Here is a 26,247-nt window from a genome sequence, read left to right as displayed (position 1 = left end):
GCAGTTGACGGAGGATCAGCGCAAGTGGCGGGGCGGGGCGGTCGCCGCCGCCGCCCCGCCGTGAGGTCAGGCGTGGGTCAGGTCCGGGCCAGGTCGGCCGCGCCCGCGATCCCGGCGGCGGAGCCCATGGAGGCGAGCACCACGTCGGCCCGGGGGCGGTGGACACCGCCGGTCAGGTAGGTGCGGAAGGCGGCGGTGACCGGGTCGAGCAGCAGGCTGCCGGAGTCGGAGACGCCGCCGCCGAGCACGAAGACGCCCGGGTCGAAGAGGGCGGCGAGGTCGGCCATGCCGCGGCCCAGCCAGTCGGCCAGTTCGGCGTAGCACTCCAGGGCCAGCGGGTCGCCGTCCTCGGCGGCCTCGGTGATGTGGATGCCGCGGATGGTCTCGGCGACGCCGTCGTTGAGCTCCAGCATCCGCTTGCCCGCGATCGGGTCGGCGGCGGCCTTCTCCCGGCCGTAGCGGCGCAGGGCCCGGCCGGAGCCGTACTGCTCCCAGCAGCCGTGGCCGCCGCAGCCGCAGAGCAGGCCGTCGGGGACCATGTTGAGGTGGCCGATCTCGCCGGCCACGCCGAAGCGGCCGCGGTGCAGCCGCCCGTCGAGCACGATGCCGCCGCCGATGCCGGTGCCGACCGTGATCAGCACCATGTCCTCGTGGGCCGCCGCGGCGCCGAACCGGAACTCGGCCCAGGCCGCGCAGTTGGCGTCGTTCTCGACCACGGTGGGGAGCCCGGTGAGCTCCTCGACCCGGGTCTTGAGCGGCTCGTTCTCCCAGTCGATGTTGGGCGCGAAGATCACCGTGGAGCGGTCCCGGTCGACGAAGCCGGGGGCGCCCACGCCCACGCCGGCCACCTCGGGGTGCTGTTCCTTCAGCTCGCGGACGGCCTGCGCGATGGCGTCGACCGCCCACTGGGGGTCGGCCGGGGTGGGTACCCGGGTCCTGGCCAGGATCTCGCCGGATTCGTCGACCACGCCTGCCGCGATCTTCGTTCCGCCGACATCGACGCCGATGGTCAGAGCCATGTGTCCCTCAGCTATTCACTCGTTCCCGCTGAGCGAAACGCTACCCGCTGACCGGTGCTCCCGTACACACCAAGACCTACATGAATCGAAGGCAATTTTCGCGAATATGTCGGAGTCGCCTTCAAAAGTCGTAATGTTCGCCCCGTTGAGTGACATGAGCAGAACTTTCGGTCACAGTGGCTGACCTGCAGCTTCAGAAGTTGTCGGACGCTCCGTCGACGTCGATGTGCTCCGACTCGGCGTGTCCGGGGGCCGACCAGCGCCGCTCGTGACCGGCCACGGCGGCCCGGTACGCGGCGAGCAGTTCGCCGCCGGCCGCGGCCAGGTGTCCGTACACCTCGGGGTTGCTCTCCCGGAACCGGACGCCGTACTCCAGGGCCTTGCCGCCGACCGTCTCGGCGAACCGGCGCACCTCCTCGACCAGCGGGCCGAGCTCCGGGCCGAACGCCTCACCGCCGCCGCTCCGCTCGGATCGGTCGGTCTTCTGGTCCGCCATCAGTGGTCCCTCTCGCCGCGGTGGAGCCCCCGACGCTACCGGACCGCGCCGACCCGCCGTGCCGCGCCCGGTCGGGGCGGGCCCGGTCGGGGCGGGCCCGGTCGGGGCGGGCCCGGTCGGGGCGGGCCCGGTCGGGGCGGGCCCGGTCGGGGCGGGCCCGCTACTCCCCCGTGGCCCGGGGCCAGAGCGCCGGGTCCGGCGCGAAGCGCAGGGTCAGTACGCCGTCGGCGAGGCCGGCGCCGCTCACCGTGCAGCGGCGCAGCGCGGAGGGCAGCAGCAGGATCCGCCGGTACCCGCCGACGCCGAGCACCAACTCGTCGCCACGGCGTACGAGTTCGAGCTCGGACCGGTCGGCGCCGGGCAGCGGGAGGTGCCACAGCAGCAGGCCGTCCTCGGCCAGCCGGTCCTCCACCCGGGGCCGGGCGTCCGGCCCGGGCTGCGGTTCGCCCGCCGCGTACAGCTGCGCGGCGATGTCCTCCAGGGCGACCTCCGGCCGGCGGGCGACCAGCAGCGGGACGTCGTCGAGTCCGGCGGCCAGTTCGGCCAGGCGCTCGGCCTCGTGGGCGGCGTGGGCGGCCAGCCACGCGTCCGGGGAGGAGGTGGCGCCGGCGGGCAGGGCACGGTGGGCGGCCACGGCGTCCAGCCGGTGGCCGTACAGGGCCAGCCCGGCGCGGATCCGGCGCAGTTCGGCGGGCCGCTGGGTGTCGGCGTCGACGGCCAGCCGCACGGTGGTGGTGGGCGCGGCGATCACCTCGCGGGCCTCGGCCAGCGCCGTCCGGGCGGTGGCCCCGGCTTCGAACAGCCAGTCGGCGGGCATCGGCACCCCGGCGACGGCGGCCAGCAGCGGGCGCAGCGCCCGGGCGGCCTGCCGCTGTTCGGGCAGCAGCCTGGTCAGGTAGCGGTCGAGTTGCTCGGGCATTGCGAGGGTGGCGATCAGCTCGGCCGGGGCCGGACCGGCGACCACCACCACCTCGGCGGCGTCCCCGGCCGCGGCCGGGCGCAGCGCGCGGAGCAGGGCGAGCTGGCGGGTGCCGGGCAGCGGGGTGAGTTCGTCGGGGTCGAGCGGTTCGGCGCCGAGCAGGGTGAGGGCGGGCGCGAGCCGGCCCTCGAGCGCCGCGAGGGTGTCGCGGAAGGCGGCCTGCTCGTCGATCCGGGCGACGTCGAGGCGGTCCGCGTACCGGGCGGGCTCCCCGGTCACCCTGGTGCCGAGCAGGGCGTCCAGGGCGCGGTGCGGGTCGTCCGCGGCGAGCAGCAGGGTGCGGCGTCCGGCCGCGGCGTGGTGCAGCGCGGTGGCGGCGGCGACGGTGACGGCCGCCTCCCCGGCGCCGCTGACCAGGATCGTGCGGGGTACCACGGGTGTCTCCGCTCAGCGTCCGGGCCTCGGCCCTGCGGGTCCGCCCGGGTCCGGGCGCCGCCGGTCCGGGCCGGGGGTGGGGATGGGGGTGGCGGCGATCGGGCGGGTCAGCCCTCGACGCGCTTCTTCAGGCCGGCCAGCGCACGGTCGATGATGACCTTCTCGGCCTTGCGCTTGATCATCCCCAACATCGGGATCTTGACGTCGACGGCGAGCTGGTAGGTGACCTCGGTGGAGCCGTTCTTCAGCGGCGCCAGCGCGTACGAGCCGTCCAGCGAGCGGAGCATCTGGCTCTTGACCAGGGTCCAGGAGACCTCGCGGTCGTCGTCCCAGGTGTAGGCGAGCACGTGCTCGTCGCGGATCGCCCCGGCGTCCAGCAGCAGCCGCACCTCGGCGGCCCGGCCGTTGTCCGCGCTGGCCAGCACCTCGATCTCCTTGACCTCCCCGGTCCAGGCCGGGTAGGCGGCGAAGTCGGCGATCACCGCCATCACCTCGGCCGGGGTGGCCTCGATGATGATGCTCGACCTGGTGTGCTCCGCCATGACAGCCCTCCGCGTCTCTTCGGCCGTGCGCCCAGGGCAGAGGCTATCGCGATCCGGCGGGCGCCCCGGCCGGTGCCCCTGCCCGGTGGCCCCGCCCGGCCGTCCGGTCCGGTCGGCCGCGGGTGCCGGCGAGGGGCCCGCGGGGGTCCGGCGGGCACCCCGCTACCCATGGGTCACGGCGGCCCTGCCGTAAGGTGCCGGTGGGACGGCCTGACCCCGGCCTGCCCGGTGTGACGATCGGAACACCGGAGCCGACCCCCCTGGTCGAATCGACCTACCGGGCAGTAACGTCCTGCCGTCCCGCAGCGTCGCAGACGAGGAGCAGTCTTGCTCGAGTACAGCCTTCCGGCCCGCTACCAGGTACCGAGCGGCGGTAACCTCTCCGACCTCGTCCACCAGAACGCCGAGCGGCACCCGGACGTGGCCGTCCTCGGGCGCAAGGTGGACGGCGTCTGGCAGGACGTCACCGCCGTGCAGTTCCTGGCCGAGGTGCACGCGGCAGCCAAGGGACTGATCGCCGCCGGCATCGGGCCAGGCGACCGGGTCGGCGTGCTGTCCCGCACCCGGTACGAGTGGACGCTGCTGGACTTCGCGATCTGGTGCGCGGGCGCGGTCACCGTCCCGGTGTACGAGACCTCCTCCGCCGAGCAGGTGCGCTGGATCCTGGGCGACTCCGGCGCCGTGGCCGTGATCACCGAGACCGCCGCCCACGCCGCGCTGGTGGACGGCCTGCGCGGGGAGCTGCCCGCACTGGAGCACACCTGGCAGATCGAGGCCGGCGCGCTCGCCGCGCTCGCCGAGCAGGGCCGCCAGGTCGCCGACGCGACGGTCACCGAGCGCCGCTCGATCGCCACCGAGCACTCGCTCGCCACCATCGTCTACACCTCGGGCACCACCGGCCGCCCCAAGGGCTGTCAGCTGACCCACGCCAACTTCATCTCCGAGCTCGGCAACGTCACCACCCGGCTGGAGCCGCTGTTCCGCACCGGCGAGGGCTCCACCCTGCTGTTCCTGCCGCTGGCGCACGTGCTGGGCCGGATCGCGGAGATCGCGGCCGCCATCGCGCCGATCAAGCTGGGCCACGTCTCGGACATCAAGAACGTCACCGCGGAGCTCGGCTCGTTCCGGCCGACCCTGATCCTCGGCGTGCCCCGGGTGTTCGAGAAGGTCTACAACACCGCGCGGGCCAAGGCCCAGGCGGACGGCAAGGGCAAGATCTTCGACCGGGCCACCGACACCGCGATCGCCTACAGCCGGGCGCTGGACGCCGGCCGCGTGCCGCTCGGCCTGCGGATCCGGCACACCGTCTTCGACAAGCTGGTCTACAGCAAGCTGCGCGCCGCGCTGGGCGGCCGCTGCACCCACGCGATCTCCGGCGGCGCCCCGCTCGGCGAGCGGCTCGGCCACTTCTACCGCGGCATCGGCTTCACCGTGCTGGAGGGCTACGGCCTGACCGAGAGCTGCGCCGCCTTCACCTTCAACCCGCACGACAAGCCGAAGATCGGCACCGTCGGCCAGCCGGTGCCCGGCTCCGCCGTCCGGATCGCCGAGGACGGCGAGGTGCTGATGAAGGGCCCGCAGATCTTCTCGGGCTACTGGAACAACCCCGAGGCGACCGCCGAGGTGATGCGCGACGGCTGGTTCGCGACCGGCGACATCGGCACCCTGGACGCCGAGGGCTACCTGACCATCACCGGCCGCAAGAAGGAGATCATCGTCACGGCCGGCGGCAAGAACGTCGCCCCCGCCGTGATCGAGGACCGGATCCGCGCCCACGCCCTGGTCGGCGAGGTGATGGTGGTCGGCGACCGCAGGCCGTTCATCGCCTGCCTGATCACCGTCGACCCGGAGTTCTTCCCGAAGTGGAAGGAGCTCAACGGCAAGCCCGCCGAGGCCACCCTGGCCGACCTGCGCGAGGACGCCGACCTGCTGGCCGCCCTGCAGTCGGCCGTCGACGAGGGCAACCAGGCGGTCTCGCACGCCGAGGCGGTGAAGAAGTTCCGCCTGCTGGACACCGTGTTCTCGGAGGACAGCGGCCACCTCACCCCCTCGCTCAAGCTCAAGCGCAACGTGGTGCTCAAGGACTACGCGGCCGAGGTGGAGGCGCTCTACCAGCGCTGAGCGGCCCGGCCCGGCAGCCGGACGGCCCGCGTGCTCCCAGGGGGGAGCACGCGGGCCGTCTGTTCGGGCGGAGCCTCAGCCGGCCAGCAGCGAGGTCAGCCGCCCGGCCAGCAGGTCCCAGCGCCAGGAGCGCTCCACCCAGCGGCGCCCGGCCTCCCCCATCCGCCGGCGCAGCTGCTCGTCCTGCAGCAGCCGGACGATCCGCTCGGCCGTCGCCTCGGTCGAGCGGCCCGGCACCACGTAACCCGTCTCCCCCTCCAGCACCGCGTCCGGCGCGCCGCCGGAGTCGCCCGCCACCACCGGCAGGCCGGTGGCGGAGGCCTCCAGGTAGACGATGCCGAGGCCCTCCACGTCCAGGCCGCCGCGCCGGGTGCGGCAGGGCATCGCGAACACGTCGCCGGCGCCGTAGTGGGCCGGCAGCTCCTCCCACGGCACCGCGCCGGTGAAGCGCACCGCCGCGCGCACCCCGGTGGCGTCCGCGAGCTTCTCCAGCTCGCCGCGGTACGGGCCGCCGCCGACGATCAGCAGCACCGCGTCCGGGACCTCCCGCAGGATCTGCGGCATGGCCGTGATCAGGGTGTCCTGGCCCTTGCGGGGCACCAGCCGCGAGACGCAGACCACCACCGGGCGGTCGGTCAGGCCGAGCCGCTCGCGGACCGCGGCGCCGCCGGAGTCCGGGCGGAAGGTCTGCTCGTCGACGCCGGGCGGCAGCTGCACCATCCGGTCCGCGGCCGCCGGTCCGACCGCCGCGGCGATCCGCGAGCGGGTGTACTCGCCGAGGTAGGTGAGGGTGTCGGTGCCCGCGCCGATCCGCCGCAGCAGCTGCCGGGAACCGGGCAGCTGGGCCCAGGCGGCCTCGTGGCCGTGGGTCATGCCGAGCAGCCGGCCGGCCCCGGCCCGGCGCAGCGCGGGTGCCATCAGGCCGAGCGGCGCGGCGGCGCCGAACCACACCGAGCTGCAGCCCTCGGCCTTCAGGATCTCGGCGGCCCGGCGGGTGACCCGGGGGGTGGGGACCATCATCTTCGTCCGGTCGCGGATCACCGGGAACGGCTGCTGCGCGTCGAACTCCGCCACCTCGCGGCCGTCCCGCCAGGTCGAGGCGTAGACCACAATGCTGCCCGCCGGCTGGCGGACGGCCATATTGTGGACGAAGGCCTGGATGCCGCCGGGCCGGGGCGGGAAGTCGTTGGTGACGATCAGGGTCTTGTGCATTGCCACGGCTCGCTCGGTCGGGGGGTGCTCGGTGTACCGCTCGCTGATCCGTACCATAGGTCAACACCCCGGCGCGTCGGGAACGAAGCATGCCCGCGCAACCGTTTCCGCTCGGGGCCGGTCCTAGCTGATGGGCCCGGGGGATGCCACCGGCACGGGGCCTCACGGCCGCCCGTGCCGCGGCGTTCACCCGGTGGCACGTGACGAACGAAGGAGAGTCGTGGAGTTGGCCCCGGCCGGCAGAGCCGAGCGCAGTCCTGCCAGCACCGAGCGCCCCGCGCCGCCCCCTTCGGCCGCCCGCCCGGCCGGCGGTGCCCTGTGGGGCCTGGGCGCCGGCTGGATCGCCACCCGGGTGCTGATCGTGCTGATGGTCCTCGGCATCGTCAGGATCTCCGGCGCCGACGTCTCCACCGACGTCTCGGTGATCTACCACGGCTGGTTCGAGGTCCTGCGCACCGGCACCTTCCCGCTCGACGACGTGACCTGGCAGTACCCGCCCGGCGCCGCCCTGGTGATCATGCTGCCGGGGGTGCTGCCCTGGTCGTACCTGGTCTCCTTCTTCGTGCTGTGCGGGCTGTTCGACCTGCTGACCATGGGCCTGCTGATGCGGGTCGGCGCCCGCAAGGGCCGCAGCTTCACCGGCGCCTGGATGTGGGTGGTCGGGGTGCCGCTGCTCGGCCCGACGGTCTACTGCCGGTACGACATCATCGTGACCGCGATCACCGTGGTCGGGCTGCTGGCCGTGGCGCGCAAGCCGGCCCTCGGCGGGCTGCTGCTCGGGCTCGGCGCGCTGATCAAGGTCTGGCCGGTGCTGGCGCTGGCGGGCACCCCGCGCGGGCGCCGCACCCGGCGCTCCTGGACCTCCGCCGCGGCCACCGCCGCGGCGCTGGGCTTCCTGCTGACGGCCGGGATGAACGGCGCCTTCGACTTCCTGAAGTTCCAGAAGGAGCGCGGGATCGAGATCGAGTCCCTGGGCGCCCTCCCGCTGCACTTCGCCCGGCTGTTCGGCGCCTGGGACGGCCAGGTGACGATGAACTACGGCGCCCAGGAGATGCTCGGCCCCTGGGTGCCGGTGATCGCCAAGCTGTCCCTGGCGGGCACCGCGATCGGCTTCGGCTGGCTGCTGGTCTGGCGGCTGCGGGCGGCCCGCTGGCAGCCGTCGACGCCGTTCGACGCGGCGCTGGCGGCGCTGCTGGTGTTCACCGTCACCAGCCGGGTGATCAGCCCGCAGTACATGATCTGGCTGATCGGCCTGGCCGCGGTCTGCCTGACCGTCCGGGGCACCGGCCAGAAGCCGGTCGCGGTGCTGATCCTCGTCGCCGCGGTGCTGACCACGCTGGAGTTCCCGCTGCTGTTCGGGCAGGTGCAGAAGAGCCAGCTGCTCGGCGTGGCCGTGATCAGCCTGCGCAACCTGACCCTGCTGGCCGCCACCGTGATCTCCTGCCGCCGGCTCTGGCGGTCGACCCGCCGGATCGAGCCGGCCACCACCGTGGTGCTGCCCGCCCCGGCGGAGCCCGCCCCGGTCGGCTACCCGGTCCGCCCGGGCATCGCGTACGAGCAGGCCCTGCTGGACGGGCTGGACCAGCCGGTCGGGCGCGGCTCCTCCTCCTGAGCGGGCCGGCCCGGCGCCACCGCTGAAAGTTTCCGCAAGGTCTTGCAGACGCCCCGCGGCCCTGGCAGCATCGGCCTGCGCCCGGCACCACCCGGTCCGGCGCGTCCGGCCGTGCCGCCCTGGGGGAAGCCATGCCCGAGTACGACGTCCTGGTGGTCGGCGGTGCCGGGGTCGACACCATCGTTCGGGTCGAGCGGCTGGAGCTGCCGGACGCCGACTCGGTGCAGGTCCCCCCGGTGTCCGACCACGCCGGCCACACCGGCACCGGCGTCGCGCTCGGCTGCCACACCCTGGGCCTGCGCACCAAGTTCGCCGACTTCCTCGGCGAAGACCCGCAGGGCGAGCTGGTGCTGGCCGCCTGCCGCCGCCACGGCCTGGACTTCAGCCATGTAACCGCACCCGTCGGCACCCCGCGCGGGGTCAACCTGGTGGACGCCGCGGGCCGGCGGCTCTCCTTCTACGACGCCCGGCACCCGGCCGACCTGCGGCTGCCCCGGGAGTTCTGGCTGCCCCTGGTGGAGCGCTCCCGGCACGTCCACCTGTCGATCACGGGCGTCACCCGCGACCTCTTCCCGGACATCCACCGGCTCGGCCCGACCTGCTCGACCGATCTGCACGCCTGGGACGGCGTGAACCCGCACCACCGCCACTACGCGCTCGGCGCCGACCTGGTCTTCCTGTCCGCCGCGGGCTGCCGCGGCCGGCACGAGGAGGTGATGCGCGCGGTGCTGGCCGAGGGCCGGGCCGAGCTGGTGGTGGCCACGGCGGGCGCGGACGGCAGCTACCTGCTCACCCGGGAGGGGGACGAGGTCCGGCACTTCCCCGCCACCGACCCCGGACGGCCGGTGGTCGACAGCAACGGCGCAGGCGACGCCTTCGTCAGCGGGTTCCTCAGCCGCCGGCTGGCCGGCCGGCCGGTGGAGGAGTGCATGCGCGCGGGTGCGGCGGCCGGTGCCTGGGCCTGCACGGCGGCGGGCACCCACACCGCGCTGATCGGCCCGGACCGGCTCGCCGCCGCCCTCGCCCCGGCCCCGGCGGCCCCGGCCACCGCCTGAGCGTCCGGACCGCAGGCCGTCAGGCCAGCCGGGCCGCCTCCGCCGTCCAGAGCCTGGTGAAGTCGGCGGCGCCGATCCCCAGCCGCCCGCGCAGCACCCGGTCCAGCACCGCGTCCGGGCTCTCCCCGGACGCGGGCCGACCCGTGCGGCCGTAGTCCTGGTAGAACCCGACCAGGCCGCGCTCACCGAACTCCCGCGCCAGCACCTCGCAGGCCAGCCAGGACAGCTCGTACGCCTGCCCGATCCGTTCGGTGCCTGCCGTGAACGCGGCGTCGGCCGGCAGCGCCGTCGGCACCCGGCCCGCCGCGACGTCCTGGGCCAGCGCCGGCGCGATCTGCCGGGCGGTGCGCCCGGTGCCCAGGTAGGCGGTGTGGTCGGCGACGCCCTCGGACAGCCACATCGGGGTCCACGCGTGGGTGTCGGCCCGGGTGGCGACGTGGGTGGCCTCGTGCGTGACGACCACCCGCCGGCCCAGCTCGCTCAGGCCCCGGTACGCCTCCGGGTTGACCACGATGCGGTCCGCCGGGGTGTGCTCCGGCGCCCCCGCGGCGGCCACCGTGACCGCGGCGATGCCCTGGTACGCCTCCGGTGCGACATCCAGCACACGGGCGAAGTCGACCTCGGTGGCGGGGAGTTCGAGCAGCAGCCGGCCGGCCCAGGCATCCCCCCAGACCGCGTCGACGTCCGGCACCGCGCGGTCCGCCCGGGCGGCCAGCTCGGCGACCCGGTCCTGCTCGGCGAGCCCGAGCACCAGGCAGTGCGCGCCGCGCACCGCGCGGACCGTGCCGAGGTCCCACAGCGCGGGGGCGCCGACCGGCCCGTCCTCGGCCAGCCGCCACCCGTCGGCGAGCCGGACCAGGGCCAGCCGCCGGGTCAGCGTCGCCGGGTGGTCGTCCAGCCCGGTCAGCCGGTGGTCGAGCTCGGCGGTGACGGTGATCCGGTCCGCCTCCGGCGGCGGCTCGGTGAAGCCGGTCAGCCGGTAGGCCAACGCGGCGAACGGCACCTGCGCGAGCCGGTCCAGTGCCGCCTGCTGATCCGGCTGCGCGGCGGGCGCCGTCCCGGCCGCGAGCGCGGCCCGGTCCAGCCCGATCAGGGCCTGCGCGCGGCGCGCGAGCAGATCCTCGACCACCGGGCGCAGCGGCGCGGCGCCCGGCGCGGCGGCCGCGGCGGGACGGGCGTCCGCCCGCAGCAGCGGCAGCGAGAGCTGGGCCAGGCCGCCGGCCGCCAGCAGCAGCGCGGCGCGCCGGGACAGCACGGGCCGCCCGTCCCCGGACCGCGGGGGCAGGTTGGTCACCAGCTGTTCCGGCGCGCCGCTCAGACCCGTACCACCCCGGAGACGGGCATCGCGTTGACGCTCTCGTAGCGGACCCGGGCGCCCGGGTACGGCGCGTGCACGACCACGCCGCCGCCGGCGTACATGCCGACGTGGTGCATGTCGTTGTAGAAGATCACGAGGTCTCCGGGCCGTGCTTCGCCGAGGCTGATCCGCTGCCCCGCGAAGGCCTGCGCCTGCGAGGTGCGGGGCAGGGTCACTCCGGCCTGCCGCCAGCTCCAGTACATCAGACCGGAGCAGTCGAACGTACGGGGCCCGGTCGACCCGTACACGTACGGCGATCCGATCTTGCTCACGGCGGCGGCCAGCGCGGCGGCGGCCCGGCCGGAGGAGGGCGGCTGGTCGCCGAGGTCGATCCGGTCGGTCCCGCGGGTGGCGCGCTGCTCGGCGGCCCGGGCGTCGTCGGCGACCATCCTGGCCCGCTCGGCGGAGCCGAGGCTGTTCAGCAGCCGCTGGGCCTTGGCGAGCCGGCCGCGGACCTCCGACCTGCTCTGCGCCAGCGCGCGCCGGACCTCCTCCAGCTCGGCGAGCTTGGCGCCGACCTCGGAGCGGCGCTGGTCGAGCCGGCGCTGGCGGTCGAGCACCAGGCGCAGGGTGTCGTTCTGCCGCTGGGCGGCCTGGTCCAGCGCCCTGGCCCCGGCCAGGTACGCGTCGGGGTCGGAGTCGAGCATCAGCCGGACGCCGGGGTCCATCCCGCCGGCCCGGTACTCGGCGCCGGCCAGTGCGGCGAGGTCCTGCCGGAGCCGGTTGAGGTCCTCCTGGCCGGTGGCGACCTGGTCCTGCAGGGCCGAGGTCTCGCTCTGCAGCCGCTGCTGGTACTCCTGGGCGGCCTCGAACCTCTGGCTGGCCTGCTCGGCCTCGTCGTAGAGCCGGTCGACCTGGGCCTTGACGTCCTGCTTGGCGACCGGCTCGGCGGGCGGCCCGGGCAGCGCCCGGGCGCTGCCTGCGACCGTCACACCGAGGGCGGTGGTGGTCGCGGCCGTGACGGCCAGCGCGCGGGCGAGCCGCCGGACGCCCGGCAGTTGGGGACGGCGGTGCACGGTCATGCTGCGGCGACTCCCGTTCCTCGGGCCGGGCCACCGCCGCCGCCCCGGGCGGGGGCGGCCGTCCTCGCGGAGGTCCGGGGGCAGACGTTAGCGAGTCACGGCGATCTAGTCCAAACCCCTCCAGTAGCGAATATTTGACCACTAATCGGACACCTGGCCCAACGCCGCGAAGCCCCGCAGGCCCGGGGCACGACGACGCCGGCCCGGCGCTCACGGGGAGCGCCGGGCCGGCGGACGAACAGCACGGACCGCGTCAGGGGCGGACGATCGCGTTGATCGGGCTCATGGTCGCCGTCTCGTAGCGCACCACGGCACCGGTGTGCGGGGCGTGGATGACCTGGCCGTTGCCCACGTACAGCGCGACGTGGCTGGCGCTGCTGTTGTAGATGATCAGGTCGCCCGGCAGGGCGTTGGCGATGTTGGTGCCGACGTTGGTCCCGGCACTGCGCTGCTCCTGCGAGGTCCGCGGCAGCGACACGCCGGCCTGCGCGTAGGCCCACTTCATCAGGCCCGAGCAGTCGAAGCTGTCGGGGCCGGCCGCGCCGTAGGAGTACGGCGTACCGAGCTTGGACTGGGCGGCCGCGATGGCGGCGGCGGCGTGCGAGCCGGCCGGCACGTTGACGGCCACGTCGGTGCGGGCCGCGTCGCGGGAGGCCCGCTCGGTGCTCTGACCGCCGGTCGCCTTGGCCTTCGCGTCGGCGGCGGCCTTGGCCTCGGCCGCGGCGAGCTCGTCGCGCTCCTTCTGGGTGAGCGAGTCGAGCAGATTCCGGGCCTGGGCCAGCTTGCCCTGGATCTCCTCCTTGTCGGCCTTCAGCCGCTGGGTGGTGGAGTCCAGCTCGGCGAGCTTCTGCTCGGCCTCGGCCTTCTGCTGGTCGAGCTTGGCCTGCTCGCCCTTGAAGGACTTCAGCACGTCGGCCTGGGTGCTGCCGACCTGGTTCATCGCCCCGGCCTGGCCGAGGAAGGAGTCCGGGCTGGCCGAGAGCATCAGCTGCACGGTCTGCGGGATCCCGCCGGTGCGGTACTGCTCGGCGGCGATCTCACCCAGGCTGCCCTGAATGGTGCTCACCTCGGCCTGCTGCCGCGCGACCTGGTCCTGGAGCTGGGAGACCTGCTTCTGCAGCCCCTGCTCCTTCTCGACCGCGGCGTTGTACTCCTCGGTCTTGACCTCGGCCTGCTCGTTGAGCGTGTCGACCTGCTGCTTGACCTGGTCCTTGCTGGGGGCCGGGTCGGCGTGCGCGCCGGCCTGCGAGGACAGCGCCACCGCGGTGGCGGCGGCAGCCGTCAGGATCGAGACACGGGCCCGGCCGGCGGGCTTGGGACGACGATGGGACGCCACGAAGGCGGACTCCTTCTCCCTCACACCGCCTACCGGGTGAGCTGACGGGTTCGGGCCGAAAGAGACGCCCTACGACGCCTCACCGGCCACCCGTCCGGCACGCGAACCTCCGCGCGCCGCCGCAGCGGCCGACCTGGCGCCGATTCACCCCGAGGAACGTGGTTCCCCGGCTCCGATCGACAGCGACCCCCGTCGGGGGCTTCCCCGTGGGCAGTCGAACTGCCCAGCTGCGTCTCGGACTCGGCGGCGACCACCGTTGCCACCCGGGTTGGATGGACGACTGGGCGGCGGTCCGTGGGATGACCCTAGTAACCCATCCGTGATCCGTTCAAATCGTTGTCAGAAAAAAGTCGTAATTCTGGCTAAGTTCGATTGTGATTACGACCGACAGTGACGGTACATCTACGCTCGGCCGATAAGTATTACGAATATGGCCGGATAATGGGACACCCGGACGTGTCGGAGATCACAGCGCGATCTCGACCCGTCCGGGCGTCCATGGAGAGCTGTAGCGGCGTCAGTTGATCCCGAGTGACGCCGAATGTCCGATATGGGACAGGGAGTCAGACCCGGCGGATCGTCTTGATCGGCATCGCGTCGGCCTTCATCACCTTCACCACGTCACCGGTGTGCGGGGCGTGCACCACCAGGCCGTTGCCGATGTACATCCCGACGTGGTGCGCGTCGCTGTGGTAGATGACCAGGTCGCCGGGCTGGGCGTTGGCGATGTTGGTGCCGACGTTGACGCCGACCGTGGCCTGGCTCTGCGAGGTGCGCGGCAGCGAGACGCCGGCCTTGGCGTAGGCCCAGACCATCAGGCCGGAGCAGTCGAAGCTGCTCGGGCCGGTGGCGCCCCAGACGTACGGCGAACCCTGCTTGCTCATCGCGGCCGCGACCGCGGCCGCGGCGTAACCGCTGGCCGGGGGAAGGTTGCTGAGGTCGAACCGGGAGTCGCTGCGGGAGGCCTTGTCACCGAGCACGGCGGCCCGGTCGGCGGCGCTCAGCTGGTTGAGCAGCTTCTGCGCGTCCTGGAGCTTGGACTGCACCTCGGCCTTGGCGTCGTTCAGCGCCTGGGTGGAGCGGTCCAGCTCGGCGAGGACGGTCGCGGCCTCCTGCTTCTGCTGGTCCAGCCGGCGCTGCTGGTCCTTCAGCGACTTCAGGGTGTCCGCCTGGGTGCTGGCGGCCTGCTCGAAGCTGGAGGCCTGGGCGAGGTAGCCGTCCGGGTCCGCGGAGAGCATCAGCTGCATCGACGGGTCCACGCCGCCGGAGCGGTACTCCTGCCCGGCCACCGCGGCCAGCCCGGCGGCCAGCTCGGTCATCTGGCCCTGGCCGCGGGCGACCTGGTCCTGGAGCTGGTCGGCCTGCTTGCGCAGCTGGTCGGCCCGCTCCTTGGCGCCGTTGTAGCGCTCGGCGGCCTGCTCCTGCTCGTCGAGCAGCTTGTCGACCTGTGCCTTGACCTCGTCCTTGTTCGGCTTGGCGGGCGCCGCGTGGGCGCTGACCTGGGCGGACAGGGCGACCGCGGTCGCTGCGGCAGCGGTCAGCACGGTCACCCGCGCACGGCTCGGCTGCTTAGGACGGCGGTGGGAGGCCAAGGGGGTAGCTCCTTCTTCCTGCTGGACTCACCCGAACGAGCGAAAGTCCGGAATATAGGTTTGACGCCAGACCCTAGTGAAGATCAAGCTCCGGCGCCACTCCCCTATCGGAACGAACTTCCTACCCGCCAGGGCCGTTCACGCCGCCGACACATCCCGGCCACGCACGGGTGACGGGCGCTCAGCCCGATTGACGCCCGGGAGCCCCCGGACACCCGCCCGGGAGCCCTCGCACCCACCGGAAGGGGACGCTACGCCCGGGCCAGCCGGTTCAGCAGCAGGACCGAGGCCACCGGGCGCGCACCGGCCTTGCGCACGCCCTCCGCGACCTCCTTGTCGGTGGACACCACCACCACCGGACGCCCTTGCGGCTCCGCCCGGACCAGGCGGCGGATCAGCTCGTCCGCGGTCTCCCCGGTCCGGCTGAACCGCACCCGCACGCCCCGCGGCGGCGCCATCATCACCGGAACGTCCAGGTCCTGCCCGTCGAACACGCAGGTCACCTCGGCCTGGGTGCGCTGCGCCAGCATCGCCAGCCCGCCGAGCAGCCGCATCCGCTGCTGCTCCAGCGGCAGCGCCGGGTAGCCGGACTTGGTCACGTTGTAACCGTCCACCACCAGGTGGACCTGCGGGATCGCCAGCAGCTGGTCCAGCAGCGCCGGGTCGTCCTCGGCCAGCCCGCGCCTGGCCACGTCGTTCGGCGAGGCGGAGACCGGGGCCACCGCGTCCACCAGGTCCGCCGGGCGCAGCTGCGCGACCGGCAGCGCCAACTCCCGCTGCAGTCCCTGCGCGGACTGCAGCACGGTGTCCAGCAGCAGCCGCAGCCGCATGTCCTCCACACTGCGGCCCTCGCGCGCGGAGCGGCGGCCGGCCTCGACGGCGGCCTCCAGCTCAGTGATCCGATGCTTCAGCCGGCGCGCCTCGCTCTCGGCCGCGCTGCGCTCGGTCGTCCCGGCCGCCCGCAGCGCCTCCAGCTCACCGTGCAGCTTGCGGCTCTCGGCCTGCGCCCGCCGGGTGTCGCTCTCCAGGCTGCGGACCCGCTTGCGCAGCGACTCGGCCTCCTTGCGGACGCCCTCCGACTCGGCCCGCTGGCGCTCCAGGTCGGCCCGGGCGGTGGCGCGCACCTCGGACAGCTCCTCCTGGAGCTTCTCGACCAGCCGGGCGGCCTCCGCGGCGGCGCCCTCGGCCCCGGCCCGCTCGACCTCCTCGCCGGCCTCCACGACCACCCGGGTCCAGCCGGCCGTCCGCAGCAGGTAGGCGCCGGCGGCCACGTCCATCGGGTCGGCCGCGCCGGGCACGGTGCCCGACTCCAGGGACCGCACCAGGTCGGGCTGGCCGAGGCGGAGGCGGTCGGCTATCCGCAGCCGGAACACCGGGTCCGCCTCCAGCGCGGCGGCCAGCGCGGTCCCGGCGTACTTGGCCCGCCGGGCGGGGGTGAACTTCGCGTACTGGCGCAGCGAGGCGGGCAGGTCGGCGGCGGGGATGCCGCCGAGCGCGTCGGCCGCCAGGCCGACCACCCGGCGGCGGACACCCTCGGGCAGCGGGCGGTCCAGGTGCTCGGTTGCCTCGGCCGCCCCGGGCGCCTCGTCGGCCGCGGTCCCGGCCGAGGGCGTGCTGCCGTCCGTGCCGGGAACCGCCGGGTCCGTGCCGGGAAGCGCCGGGTCCGCGGCGGGCTGCTGCCCCTGCGGCTCGGCGGGCCCCCTCGCTGCGTCCACCACGTCCTCGGCTCCGATCCTGGTCCGGCGGGGTCCGTACGGCCGTCTGCCGCTGCCCCGGAACTCACCGCTCTCTGCAATTGTCCCGTCTACCGTGCCCCACCGACAGCACGCCACACATCGGCGGCGGCCGGCCCGGGGCCCGGGGTCAGGCGCCGGGGTGCTCCCCGGCCGGGTCGGCGGCGCCCGCGTCACCGGTCCCGGCGGCGGCCTCCTCGGCACCCGGACGGGCCACCAGTTCGACCTGGTCGACGGCGTTGCACCAGCGGCAGCGCACCGACTCCAGGGTCTCGCTGAGCACCTCGGTCTCCTCCACCTTCGACTCGCCGGCCAGGTCGAAGTGCAGGTACTCGACCACCCGGGCGGAGCGCGTCACGTCGAAACGGGTCAGGTTGCCGCACAGGGTGCAGCGCCAGCGGGTCTCGGCGGTGGGGGCGGCGATGCTCATCGGCGGTCCTCTCGGATGATCCGGTTCCGGGCGCACCAGCCTATTGCCTGGGCCCCCGCGCCCCGCCACCGGTCTCAGGTCCGGCACTCACCCGCTCGCAGTAGCCGCCGGTGTCGCGGGCGGCCCGGCGAGGAATGCTCCCCGGATGGCCCTTCCCGTACTCGACCAGGCGCCCCCGCCGCCGGCCGCCGCGGCCACCCGCCCGCCGCTGGTCACCTTCGGCCTGATCGCGCTGAGCGCCGTGGTCCTGCTGCTCGGCCCGAGCTTCGGCCTCAACCCGGCGTACGGCACCGGCACCGACCGGGTCTGCGCCGAGCAGCGGTACGAGCAGCGCTGGGGCGCGGTGCCGGCCGAGCTGATCGGGCGGCACCCGCTGACCGCCGGTCAGCTGGCCGCTCTGCCACCCGCGACGGACGGCTGCACGCTGCCGCCCGACCCCGGCAAGAGCCCGGCGCTGTCGGTGCTGACCTCGCTGTTCGTGCACGCGGGCTGGCTGCACCTGGCGGGCAACATGCTGTTCCTGTTCGTCTTCGGCCCGGGGGTGGAGGAGCGGCTCGGCCGGATCCGCTTCCTGCTCTGCTACCTGGCGGTCGGCTACCTGGCGACCTACGGCTACGCGCTCGCGGAGTCCGGGTCCCCGGACGCGGTCCGGGCCCTGGTCGGGGCCTCCGGGGCGATCGCCGGGGTGCTCGGCGCCTACCTGCGGCTGTTCCCGCGGGCCAGGGTCACCACGCTGGTGCCGGTGCTGCTGTTCCTGCCGCTGCGGTTCCCGGCCTGGGCGGTGCTGGGCCTGTGGTTCGCGCTGCAGTGGTGGTCGGTGCGGGCGGGCGGCTCCGGGGTGGCGTACCTGGTGCACGTGATCGGCTTCTCGGCCGGGTGGCTGTCCGCCTGGGCCTGGTGTGCGCGGGGCAGCAGACGCCCCACCTGACGGCGGATACGCTGGGCCCGTCCCCTTCACACAGGAGCCAGCGTGATCACCGCGATCGTCCTCATCAAGACCAGCGTCGACCGGATCCCCGAGATCGCCGAGGCGATCGCCGCGATCGAGGGCGTCAGCGAGGTCTACTCGGTCACCGGCACCCACGACCTGGTGGCCATGGTGCGGGTCCGGCAGCACGAGGACCTGGCCGAGGTGATCCCCGGCCAGGTCAACAAGGTCCCCGGGGTGGAGCACACGGAGACCCACATCGCCTTCCGTACCTACTCCCAGCACGACCTGGAGGCCGCGTTCGCGCTCGGCCTGGAGTAGCCCGGGTGCGCCCGCGGCGGCGGTCTCAGGGCCGGCGGGTGTCGGCGACGCAGCGGCCGCCCTCGTTGCGGTAGGTCCACCGGGCGCCGTCGGCGACCAGCTCGCGGACGGCGCCGAGGAAGCGCTCCAGGTGCTCGTCCGGGGTGCCGGCGCCGAAGCTGACCCGGATCGCATTGAGGCTGCGCTCGCCGGGCAGCGAGGCCTCGGGCGCACCGCACTCGGACGGCGTCGCCTCCTGCCCGCCGAGCAGGGTCCGCACCAGCGGGTGCGCACAGAACAGGCCGTCCCGCACCCCGATCCCGTACTCGGCGGAGAGCGCGGCCGAGAAGTGCGAGCTGTTCCAGCCCTCCACCACGAACGAGAGCACGCCGACCCGGGCGGCGTCCGTCCCGAACAGGCTGAGCACCTTGACCTCGGGGATCCCGGCGAGCCCGGCCTTGAGCCGCTCGATCAGCTGCTCCTCGCGGGCCTGCAGCGCGTCGAACCCGGCCTCGGTGAGCGCCCGGCAGGCGGAGGCGATGGCGTAGGCGCCGATCACGTTGGGCGAGCCGGCCTCGTGCCGGGACGGGCCCGAGTGCCACTCCACCGCCACCGAGCCGTCCGCCTCGCGGGCGACGGTCCGGCTGGCGCCGCCGCCGGCCAGGTACGGCTCGGCCGCGTCCAGCCAGTCGCTGCGGCCGGCCAGCACCCCGGCGCCGAACGGCGCGTACAGCTTGTGGCCCGAGAAGGCGATCCAGTCGACGTCCAGGTCGCGGACCGAGACCCGGTGGTGCGGGGCGAGCTGGGCGGCGTCCAGCACGACCCGGGCGCCGTGGCGGTGGGCGACCTCGGTCAGCTCGGCGACCGGCCACAGCTCGCCGGTGACGTTGGAGGCGCCGGTGACGCAGAGCAGCTTCGGGCCGTCACCGGCCTCGGCGAGCGCGGCCTCCAGCGCGGCGACCGCCTCGGCGTGCGAGCGCGGTGCCCGCAGGTAGCCGACGGTGATCCCGGCCCGGCGCCAGGGCAGCAGGGAGGCGTGGTGCTCGGTCTCGAAGGCGTACACCCGGGTGCCGGCCGGCACCGCGGCGGCCAGCAGGTTGAGCGAGTCGGTGGTGGCCCGGGTGAAGACCACCTGGTCGCCCTCGCGCAGGTCGAGGAAGTCGGCGACGGTACGGCGGCTCTGCTCGAACAGGTCGGTGGACAGCTGCGAGAGGTAGCCGGCGCCGCGGTGCACGCTGCCGTAGTAGGGGGCGTAGGCGGCGACGTCGTCCCAGACCCGCTGCAGGGCGGGGGCGCTGGCGGCGTAGTCGAGCGCGGCGTAGGTGACCTTCTCGCCGCTGACGAGCGGGACCTGGACGTCGTGGCCGAGGACGGCGAGCGGGGTGGTGAGGCCGGTGGCGCAGAGGTCGGTGGAAAGGGTCACGGGATGCACTCCTCCTGGGGAAAGGACCCCGGGAGTGCGATGCCGGAAGTCCGCGCTTGCCACGCGGACGGATCGCCGAGTGGCCCGGTCCTCACCCAGGGCACCCCGCCACGGACGGAGGGTTGCCGGACAGCAAGCTGGGGCTTGTCGCTGTCACTCATGACCTGGCACGGACTCTAGGCCAGCTTCCGGAGAGTGGTCAAACACCGTTCCGGCATCCGGACGGGCGAGGGGCCCGCGGCGCCTCGGCACCACGGGCCCCTCGCCGGTGGACGGTCAGCCGCGGGTGGTCGCCTCCACCCAGCGCTTGAGGGTCGCCTCGGCCGCGCCGGAGTCGATCGCGGCGGCGGTCCGCTCCATGCCGGCGGCCAGCTGCTCGGCCAGCGGCGCACCGGTCAGGTCCAGCGCGACCAGCGCGGCGGCGGCGTTCAGCAGGACCGCGTCGCGGACCGGGCCGCGCTCGCCGGCCAGCAGCCGCCGGACCACCGCGGCGTTGTACTCGGGGTCGCCGCCGCGCAGCGCCTCCAGGCCGACCGGCTCGATCCCGACGTCCCTCGGGTCGAAGCCGCTCACGGCCACCTGGCCGCCACTGACCAGCCAGATCCGGGAGGTGGTGGAGATGGTCAGCTCGTCCAGGCCGTCGTCGCCGCGGAAGACCAGGGCGGTGGAGCCGCGGCGGGCCAGCACGCCGGCGATCAGCCCCGCCAGCCGGGTGTCGAAGCAGCCGATGGCGTGCGCGGTGACCTTGGCGGGGTTGGTGAGCGGGCCGAGGATGTTGAACGCGGTCGGCACGCCCAGGTCGCGGCGGGCCTGGGCGGCGTGCCGCATCGCGGGGTGGAACTTGGCCGCGAAGCAGAAGGTCAGACCGGTCTCCTCGGCCACCTCGGCGACCCGGCGGGCGCTCAGGTCCAGCCGGATGCCGAGCCGCTCCAGCACGTCCGAGGAGCCGCTGGCGGAGGAGGCGGCCCGGTTGCCGTGCTTGACCACCTTGGCCCCGGCCGCCGCCGCGACGATCGCCGACATGGTGGAGATGTTGACGGTCTTGGCCCGGTCGCCGCCGGTGCCGACGATGTCCACCGCCGGGCCGGGGATGTGCAGCGGCTCGGCGTGCTCGTACATCGCGTCGACCAGGCCGGAGACCTCGTCGACCGTCTCGCCCTTGGCCCGCAGGGCCACCATGAAGCCGGCCACCTGGACCGGGGTGGCCTCGCCGGTCATGATCCGGTCCATCGCCCAGGCCGCGTCGGCCTGGCCGAGGTCCTCCCCCTTCAGCAGCGCGCTCAGGACGTCCGGCCAGGTGCGGACCACCTGCGCGGGGTCGTCGCCGCCGTTCGCAGGGTGCACGTTCACCATGGCTGACTCCAGCTCTCGATCGGTACGTCGTCATCGGGTCGGAGCCAGCCTAGCGAGCGGCGCGGCGCCCGCGCCGGAATGTCCGGACGGCTTCTCTCCTGGTGAGACGACCGGTCGGGCGGAGCCCGCCGGATCAGCGGTGGGCGGGGGTGCGCCGGGCCACCCGGGCCCGCAGCAGGGTGGCCGCGGCCTCGGCCAGCGCCACCGGGTCCACCGGGTGCGAGACGGCGGCGTCGGCCCGGCTCCAGGCGGCGAGCCAGGCGTCCTGCGGGCGTCCGATCACCACCAGCACCGGCGGGCAGCCGTAGATCTCATCCTTCAGCTGGCGGCCGAGGCCGAGCCCGCCGGCCGGCACCGCCTCGCCGTCCAGCACGCAGAGGTCGACCCCGCCCTTCTCCAGGGCGCGCAGCACCGCCGGGGTGGTCGCGCACTCCAGGTACTCGATCTCCGGGAGGTCGGCCGCGGGCCGGCGGCCGAGTGCCAGGGTCACCTGCTCGCGGGTGTTGCGGTCGTCGCTGTAGACGAGAACGGTGAGCGTCTCGTCGGTCGTGTGCGCCATGGGCCCTGCTCCCGGGTGCTCGTCCCCATTAATAGGTGTCGTGCATGTCGGCTCCGCGCGGCCGGTGTGATCCGGACCACGTTCACCCCGGATGCTACTCCGGCCCACCCGTCGTGGTGAGCCCCTGACGCGATCTCGCTCAAGCCGCCGCGCGCGGCACTCACTCTCCCGGGTGTACCTGCGTCACCCTCTCCGCCGCGGACCACCCGGACGGCTCTGCCGCTACACCCCCGCCGGTCCGGGCGCGGCAGGGGACACGCGGAGCAGACGGGTGGCCGGACCCGTCAGGGGCCCACCGAACAACCGTCAGAAATCGGACAATGCCCAGCGAGCGGCACCCGCGCCCCGCCCGGCCGAGCCCATCGGGGCATACCGCACGCACCGGACACTCCGAGGGAGACCCCCCGACGTGAAGACGGAATAAGGGACCGACATAATGTCCGTCGTGGCGACAGCAACAGCAACAGAAACCGGACACGCGCACGGAGCGGTCAACAGGCCGAACCTGGTCAGCGTCGGAACCATTGTCTGGCTGAGCTCGGAGCTGATGTTCTTCGCGGCCCTGTTCGCGATGTACTTCACGCTCCGCTCGGTCAAGGGCTCGGAGTTCTGGACCGAGAAGGCGAGCGCCCTCAACGTCCCGTTCTCCTCGGTGAACACCACGATCCTGGTGCTCTCCTCCCTCACCTGCCAGCTCGGCGTCTTCGCCGCCGAGCGCGGTGACGTGAAGAAGCTCCGGTCGTGGTTCACCATCACCTTCGTGATGGGCGCGATCTTCATCGGTGGTCAGATCTTCGAGTACACCGAGCTGGTGAAGAAGGACGGGCTCTCGCTCTCCTCCGACCCGTACGGCACGGTGTTCTACCTCACCACCGGCTTCCACGGTCTGCACGTGACGGGTGGTCTGATCGCCTTCCTGCTGGTCCTGGGACGGACGTACGCAGCCAAGCGGTTCACGCACGAGCAGGCCACCGCCGCGATCGTGGTGTCGTACTACTGGCACTTCGTCGACGTCGTGTGGATCGGCCTGTTCGCGACCATCTACCTGATCAAGTAACCAGCTGATCAGGTCGCTGGCCGCCGGCCGGAGACCGGGCCCGCCCGCGGACCCCGCACCGACCCGACCGCGCGTCCCCTTGCCCGGCCTGAGCAGCCGAGGCACCTGGACGCAGCCACCAGCCGACCAGATCCTGACACCGGGGTTATTCCGTGAAAAAGCTCTCCGCACGACGGCGCCACCCACTGGCGGCGCTGGTCGTCCTACTTCTCGCCCTGGCGGCCACCGGGGGGCTGTACGCCGCTTTCGCGCCGGCCGAGAAGGCTCAGGCCGACACCTCCGCGCAGTCCCTGGCCATCGACGAGGGCAAGAAGCTCTTCGCCGTGGGCTGCTCCTCCTGCCACGGCCTGAACGGCCAGGGCAGCTCCGACGGCCCGAGCCTGGTCGGCGTCGGTTCGGCCGCCGTGGACTTCCAGGTCGGCACGGGTCGGATGCCCGCGCAGCAGCCCGGTGCCCAGGTCCCGTCGAAGAAGAACATCTACAGCCAGACCCAGATCGACCAGATGGCCGCCTTCGTGGCCTCGCTCGGCCCCGGCCCGGTGATCCCGACCGAGGAGCAGTACACGGCCACGGACGCCAACGCCGTCGCCAAGGGCGGCGAGCTGTTCCGCACCAACTGCGCCCAGTGCCACAACTTCGCCGGCCAGGGCGGTGCCCTCACCAAGGGCAAGTACGCCCCGTCGCTGGACGGTGTCGACCCGAAGCACATCTACGAGGCCATGCAGACCGGCCCGCAGAACATGCCGTCGTTCCCCGACACCACCATGCCGGAGGAGCAGAAGAAGCAGATCGTGGCCTTCGTCCGCCACACCACCAACGATGAGCCCAACCCCGGCGGTCTGGCCCTGGGCAGCCTCGGTCCGGTGACCGAGGGCCTGTTCGGCTGGATCTTCGGCCTCGGCGCGCTCATCGCGGTCGCGATCTGGGTCGCCGCCCACACCACCAAGGCCAAGAAGTCATGAGCCACGACATCTCTGAAGAGAACCTGCCGGAGTCGCACGGCGACTCCCACGGCCACGCGGTCGCCGTCCACGACGACCCGTTCGCCGACCCGGGCCTGCCGGTCCACGAGCCGCGTCGCACCGACATCGACGAGCGGGCCGCCAAGCGGGCCGAGCGCCAGGTGTCGCTGATGTTCGTGGTCTCGATGCTCGCGACGATCGGCTTCATCGCCTCGTACGTCGTGCTCGACATCGACAAGATCGTCTACATCTTCCCGCTGGGTCACGTCAGCGCGCTGAACTTCGCGCTCGGCCTGACCCTCGGTGTGGCGCTCTTCTGCATCGGCGCCGGCGCGGTCCACTGGGCCCGCACGCTGATGTCGGACCACGAGCTGCCGGCCGAGCGTCACCCGATCGAGGCCGACGACGAGGTCCGTGCGGACGTCATCGAGCAGTTCAGGACCGGCGCCGCCGAGTCCGGCTTCGGCCGCCGCAAGATGATCCGCAACACCCTGATCGGCTCGATGGCCATGGTGCCGCTGTCCGGTGTCGTGCTGCTGCGCGACCTCGGTCCGATGCCGCAGCAGAAGCTGAACCACACCGGCTGGGAGGCCGCGACGGTCCAGAAGCCGCTGCAGCTGATCAACATGAACACCAACGAGCCCATGAAGCCCGAGGACGTCCTCGTCGGCTCGCTGACCTTCGCCAAGCCCGAGGGCCTGGAGGAGGACGCGGAGGACTTCCAGGTCCAGATCGCCAAGGACGCCCTGATGCTCATCCGGATCGCTCCGGAGGACATCAAGGACAGCACCTCGCGCGACAAGGGCTTCGAGGGGATCCTCGCCTACTCGAAGATCTGCACCCACGTCGGCTGCCCGATCAGCCTGTACGAGCAGCAGACCCACCACGCGCTGTGCCCCTGCCACCAGTCGACCTTCGACCTGGCGGACGGCGCCCGCGTCATCTTCGGCCCGGCCGGTCACCCGCTCCCGCAGCTGAAGATCACCACTGACGAGCAGGGCTTCCTGGTCGCCACCGGCGACTTCGACGAGCCCGTCGGTCCGAGCTTCTGGGAGCGCAAGCGATGAGCAGCACGAGCGGCGCGACCACCAGCGCGTCCAAGCCGGCGAGCACCCGCGCCAAGCCCGCCAACAAGGGCGAGGCGGCCGTGGACTGGGTGGACGGCCGGCTGGGGATCTACACCCTCGCCAAGTCCAACCTGCGGAAGATCTTCCCGGACCACTGGTCCTTCATGCTCGGCGAGATCTGCCTCTACAGCTTCGTCATCATCATCCTCACGGGTGTGTACCTGACGCTGTTCTTCAAGCCGAGCATGGCCGAGGTCGTCTACCACGGTCCGTACACCCCGCTCGAGGGCATCCGGATGTCCGAGGCGTACGCCTCGACCATGAACATCAGCTTCGAGATCCGCGGCGGTCTGCTGATCCGCCAGATCCACCACTGGGCCGCGCTGGTCTTCGTGGCGGCGATGCTCGTGCACATGATGCGCGTCTTCTTCACCGGCGCGTTCCGCAAGCCCCGCGAGATCAACTGGGTCTTCGGCTTCCTGCTGCTCGTGCTCGGCATGTTCGACGGGTTCTTCGGTTACTCGCTCCCCGACGACCTGCTGTCGGGCACCGGCATCCGGTTCATGGAGGGCGCGATCCTGGCGGTGCCGATCGTCGGCACCTACATCCAGATGTTCCTGTTCGGCGGCCAGTTCCCGGGCACCGACATCGTGCCGCGGTTCTTCACCATCCACGTGCTGCTCATCCCGGGCATCATGCTGGGCCTGCTGGTGGCGCACCTGATCCTGGTCTTCTACCACAAGCACACCCAGTGGGCGGGCCCGGGCAAGACCGAGAAGAACGTCGTCGGCATGCCGCTGATGCCGGTCTACATGGCCAAGGCCGGTGGCTTCTTCTTCCTGGTCTTCGGCGTCATCTCGGCCATCTCGGCGATCGCCACGATCAACCCGATCTGGGCGTACGGCCCGTACCGTCCGGACCAGGTGTCGACCGACGCCCAGCCCGACTGGTACATGGGCTTCTCCGAGGGCCTGATCCGCGTCATGCCGGGCTGGGAGATCTCGGTCTGGGGTGGCCACACCCTCAACCTGGGCGTGATGATCCCGCTGGCGATCTTCCCGATGGTGCTGGTCGCGATCGCGGTCTACCCGTTCATCGAGGGCTGGATCACCGGTGACAAGCGCGAGCACCACATCCTGGACCGTCCGCGCAACGCCCCGGTCCGCACCGCGCTCGGCGCGGCCTGGATCAGCCTGTACCTGGTGCTGCTGGTCGGTGGTGGCAACGACCTGTTCGCGACCCACTTCCACCTGTCGCTGAACTCCATCACGTACTTCGTGCGGGTCGGGTTCTTCGTGGTGCCGGTCGTCGTCTTCTTCATCACCAAGCGCTGGTGCCTCGGCCTGCAGCGCCGGGACAAGGAGAAGGTGCTGCACGGTCGCGAGAGCGGCATCATCAAGCGCCTGCCGCACGGTGAGTTCGTCGAGGTCCACACGCCGCTGGCGGCCAAGGACCTGCACACCCTCACCGCGCACGACCAGCCGCAGCCGGTCGAGCTCCCCGCGGAGACCGACGAGAACGGTGTCGCCCGCAAGGCCGGCGTGCTGGCCAAGACCCGGGCCAAGCTCTCCGAGGGCTTCTACGGCGAGGGCGCCCAGATCGCCAAGCCGACGGCCGAGGAGTTCCGCGAGATCGAGAGCGGCCACGGCCACCACTGATCCCGCCTGACCCGATCGCCACCGTACGAGGGCCCCTGCGCACCGCGCGCAGGGGCCCT

22 protein-coding genes, 1 pseudogene and 2 riboswitches are annotated in these 26,247 nt (G+C 73.2%); of the genes and pseudogenes, 9 read left to right on the top strand and 14 right to left on the bottom strand.

The features are described from left to right. Window positions 1–77 precede the first annotated feature (77 nt). The 4 genes and pseudogenes from AB0D08_RS01400 to AB0D08_RS01385 all read right to left on the bottom strand — a co-directional run bounded on the left by AB0D08_RS01400 (window position 78) and on the right by AB0D08_RS01385 (window position 3,411). On the bottom strand, window positions 78–1,019 hold the full coding sequence (locus AB0D08_RS01400) for an ROK family glucokinase (RefSeq protein WP_033825045.1): 942 nt from the start codon (window positions 1,017–1,019) through the stop codon (window positions 78–80). A 193-nt stretch (window positions 1,020–1,212) separates the two neighbouring features. Continuing rightward, a pseudogene (locus AB0D08_RS01395) lies at window positions 1,213–1,371 on the bottom strand (DUF5304 family protein); the annotation flags it as partial. A gap of 304 nt (window positions 1,372–1,675) precedes the next feature. Continuing rightward, on the bottom strand, window positions 1,676–2,869 hold the full coding sequence (locus tag AB0D08_RS01390) for an ArsA-related P-loop ATPase (RefSeq protein WP_033825044.1): 1,194 nt from the start codon (window positions 2,867–2,869) through the stop codon (window positions 1,676–1,678). Between the two features lie 107 nt (window positions 2,870–2,976). Next, the gene (locus AB0D08_RS01385) at window positions 2,977–3,411 is read right to left on the bottom strand and encodes an SRPBCC family protein (RefSeq protein WP_033825043.1); all 435 of its coding nucleotides are present in this window, start codon (window positions 3,409–3,411) and stop codon (window positions 2,977–2,979) included. Window positions 3,412–3,738: 327 nt separating this feature from the next. On the opposite strand from AB0D08_RS01385, the gene AB0D08_RS01380 reads away from it, so the two are divergent. Next, window positions 3,739–5,532 (top strand): AMP-dependent synthetase/ligase, encoded by a 1,794-nt coding sequence (locus AB0D08_RS01380; protein WP_033825042.1) that lies wholly within the window; start codon window positions 3,739–3,741, stop codon window positions 5,530–5,532. A gap of 75 nt (window positions 5,533–5,607) precedes the next feature. Here AB0D08_RS01380 and AB0D08_RS01375 read toward each other — a convergent pair whose 3' ends face one another. Further along, on the bottom strand, window positions 5,608–6,744 hold the full coding sequence (locus tag AB0D08_RS01375; protein ID WP_033825057.1) for a glycosyltransferase family 4 protein: 1,137 nt from the start codon (window positions 6,742–6,744) through the stop codon (window positions 5,608–5,610). A 220-nt stretch (window positions 6,745–6,964) separates the two neighbouring features. Between AB0D08_RS01375 and AB0D08_RS01370 the strand changes: the two genes are divergently transcribed. Both AB0D08_RS01370 and AB0D08_RS01365 read left to right on the top strand, forming a co-directional pair. Further along, a complete protein-coding gene (locus tag AB0D08_RS01370; RefSeq protein ID WP_233289366.1) occupies window positions 6,965–8,356 on the top strand; it encodes a glycosyltransferase 87 family protein in 1,392 nt (463 codons plus the stop codon). Between the two features lie 131 nt (window positions 8,357–8,487). Next, window positions 8,488–9,411, top strand: coding sequence for a PfkB family carbohydrate kinase (locus AB0D08_RS01365; protein ID WP_359885891.1), 924 nt, complete (start codon window positions 8,488–8,490; stop codon window positions 9,409–9,411). Between the two features lie 19 nt (window positions 9,412–9,430). Here AB0D08_RS01365 and AB0D08_RS01360 read toward each other — a convergent pair whose 3' ends face one another. The 6 genes from AB0D08_RS01360 to AB0D08_RS01335 form a co-directional block, all read right to left on the bottom strand. Next, entirely contained in the window at window positions 9,431–10,705 is a 1,275-nt protein-coding gene (locus AB0D08_RS01360) for a hypothetical protein (RefSeq protein ID WP_359885890.1), read from the bottom strand. 20 nt (window positions 10,706–10,725) lie between these two features. Continuing rightward, the gene (locus AB0D08_RS01355; RefSeq protein ID WP_033822937.1) at window positions 10,726–11,790 is read right to left on the bottom strand and encodes a C40 family peptidase; all 1,065 of its coding nucleotides are present in this window, start codon (window positions 11,788–11,790) and stop codon (window positions 10,726–10,728) included. A 253-nt stretch (window positions 11,791–12,043) separates the two neighbouring features. Then, a complete protein-coding gene (locus AB0D08_RS01350) occupies window positions 12,044–13,126 on the bottom strand; it encodes an NlpC/P60 family protein (protein WP_359885889.1) in 1,083 nt (360 codons plus the stop codon). A 10-nt stretch (window positions 13,127–13,136) separates the two neighbouring features. Then, a riboswitch (cyclic di-AMP (ydaO/yuaA leader) is annotated at window positions 13,137–13,321 on the bottom strand. 368 nt (window positions 13,322–13,689) lie between these two features. Then, the gene (locus tag AB0D08_RS01345) at window positions 13,690–14,718 is read right to left on the bottom strand and encodes a C40 family peptidase (RefSeq protein WP_082526864.1); all 1,029 of its coding nucleotides are present in this window, start codon (window positions 14,716–14,718) and stop codon (window positions 13,690–13,692) included. A 251-nt stretch (window positions 14,719–14,969) separates the two neighbouring features. Then, on the bottom strand, window positions 14,970–16,271 hold the full coding sequence (locus AB0D08_RS01340; RefSeq protein ID WP_033822940.1) for an NYN domain-containing protein: 1,302 nt from the start codon (window positions 16,269–16,271) through the stop codon (window positions 14,970–14,972). 310 nt (window positions 16,272–16,581) lie between these two features. After that, window positions 16,582–16,881: a hypothetical protein gene (locus AB0D08_RS01335; protein ID WP_051813470.1), complete on the bottom strand. Its 300-nt coding sequence runs from the start codon at window positions 16,879–16,881 to the stop codon at window positions 16,582–16,584. A gap of 145 nt (window positions 16,882–17,026) precedes the next feature. Between AB0D08_RS01335 and AB0D08_RS01330 the strand changes: the two genes are divergently transcribed. Both AB0D08_RS01330 and AB0D08_RS01325 read left to right on the top strand, forming a co-directional pair. Next, window positions 17,027–17,809, top strand: coding sequence for a rhomboid family intramembrane serine protease (locus AB0D08_RS01330; RefSeq protein ID WP_359885888.1), 783 nt, complete (start codon window positions 17,027–17,029; stop codon window positions 17,807–17,809). Between the two features lie 42 nt (window positions 17,810–17,851). Beyond that, entirely contained in the window at window positions 17,852–18,130 is a 279-nt protein-coding gene (locus tag AB0D08_RS01325; protein ID WP_033822934.1) for an Lrp/AsnC ligand binding domain-containing protein, read from the top strand. 25 nt (window positions 18,131–18,155) lie between these two features. On the opposite strand, the gene AB0D08_RS01320 is transcribed toward AB0D08_RS01325, so the two are convergent. The 3 genes from AB0D08_RS01320 to AB0D08_RS01310 all read right to left on the bottom strand — a co-directional run bounded on the left by AB0D08_RS01320 (window position 18,156) and on the right by AB0D08_RS01310 (window position 21,444). Further along, window positions 18,156–19,532 (bottom strand): aminotransferase class V-fold PLP-dependent enzyme, encoded by a 1,377-nt coding sequence (locus AB0D08_RS01320; RefSeq protein ID WP_359885887.1) that lies wholly within the window; start codon window positions 19,530–19,532, stop codon window positions 18,156–18,158. Window positions 19,533–19,579: 47 nt separating this feature from the next. Beyond that, window positions 19,580–19,697, bottom strand: a riboswitch (SAM riboswitch). Window positions 19,698–19,808: 111 nt separating this feature from the next. Further along, window positions 19,809–20,885 (bottom strand): anthranilate phosphoribosyltransferase, encoded by a 1,077-nt coding sequence (gene trpD, locus AB0D08_RS01315; protein WP_033822932.1) that lies wholly within the window; start codon window positions 20,883–20,885, stop codon window positions 19,809–19,811. A gap of 133 nt (window positions 20,886–21,018) precedes the next feature. After that, the gene (locus tag AB0D08_RS01310) at window positions 21,019–21,444 is read right to left on the bottom strand and encodes a hypothetical protein (RefSeq protein ID WP_033822931.1); all 426 of its coding nucleotides are present in this window, start codon (window positions 21,442–21,444) and stop codon (window positions 21,019–21,021) included. A gap of 436 nt (window positions 21,445–21,880) precedes the next feature. Between AB0D08_RS01310 and AB0D08_RS01305 the strand changes: the two genes are divergently transcribed. The 4 genes from AB0D08_RS01305 to AB0D08_RS01290 all read left to right on the top strand — a co-directional run bounded on the left by AB0D08_RS01305 (window position 21,881) and on the right by AB0D08_RS01290 (window position 26,188). Continuing rightward, window positions 21,881–22,501, top strand: coding sequence for a heme-copper oxidase subunit III (locus AB0D08_RS01305; protein WP_033822930.1), 621 nt, complete (start codon window positions 21,881–21,883; stop codon window positions 22,499–22,501). A 152-nt stretch (window positions 22,502–22,653) separates the two neighbouring features. Continuing rightward, window positions 22,654–23,463, top strand: coding sequence for a c-type cytochrome (locus AB0D08_RS01300; protein ID WP_033822929.1), 810 nt, complete (start codon window positions 22,654–22,656; stop codon window positions 23,461–23,463). Then, complete coding sequence (locus AB0D08_RS01295; RefSeq protein ID WP_033822928.1) at window positions 23,460–24,530, top strand: Rieske 2Fe-2S domain-containing protein; 1,071 nt, start codon at window positions 23,460–23,462, stop codon at window positions 24,528–24,530. The genes AB0D08_RS01300 and AB0D08_RS01295 overlap by 4 nt, the downstream gene beginning before the upstream one ends. Continuing rightward, window positions 24,527–26,188, top strand: a complete 1,662-nt coding sequence (locus tag AB0D08_RS01290) for a ubiquinol-cytochrome c reductase cytochrome b subunit (protein WP_033822927.1) — start codon at window positions 24,527–24,529, stop codon at window positions 26,186–26,188. The genes AB0D08_RS01295 and AB0D08_RS01290 overlap by 4 nt, the downstream gene beginning before the upstream one ends. Window positions 26,189–26,247: the final 59 nt, after the last annotated feature.

The sequence above is a fragment of the Kitasatospora sp. NPDC048540 genome (genome assembly GCF_040651175.1).
GTDB lineage: Bacteria > Actinomycetota > Actinomycetes > Streptomycetales > Streptomycetaceae > Kitasatospora.
Note: the sequence above shows the minus strand (reverse complement) of the source record. Positions and strands in the feature narration are given on the sequence as shown.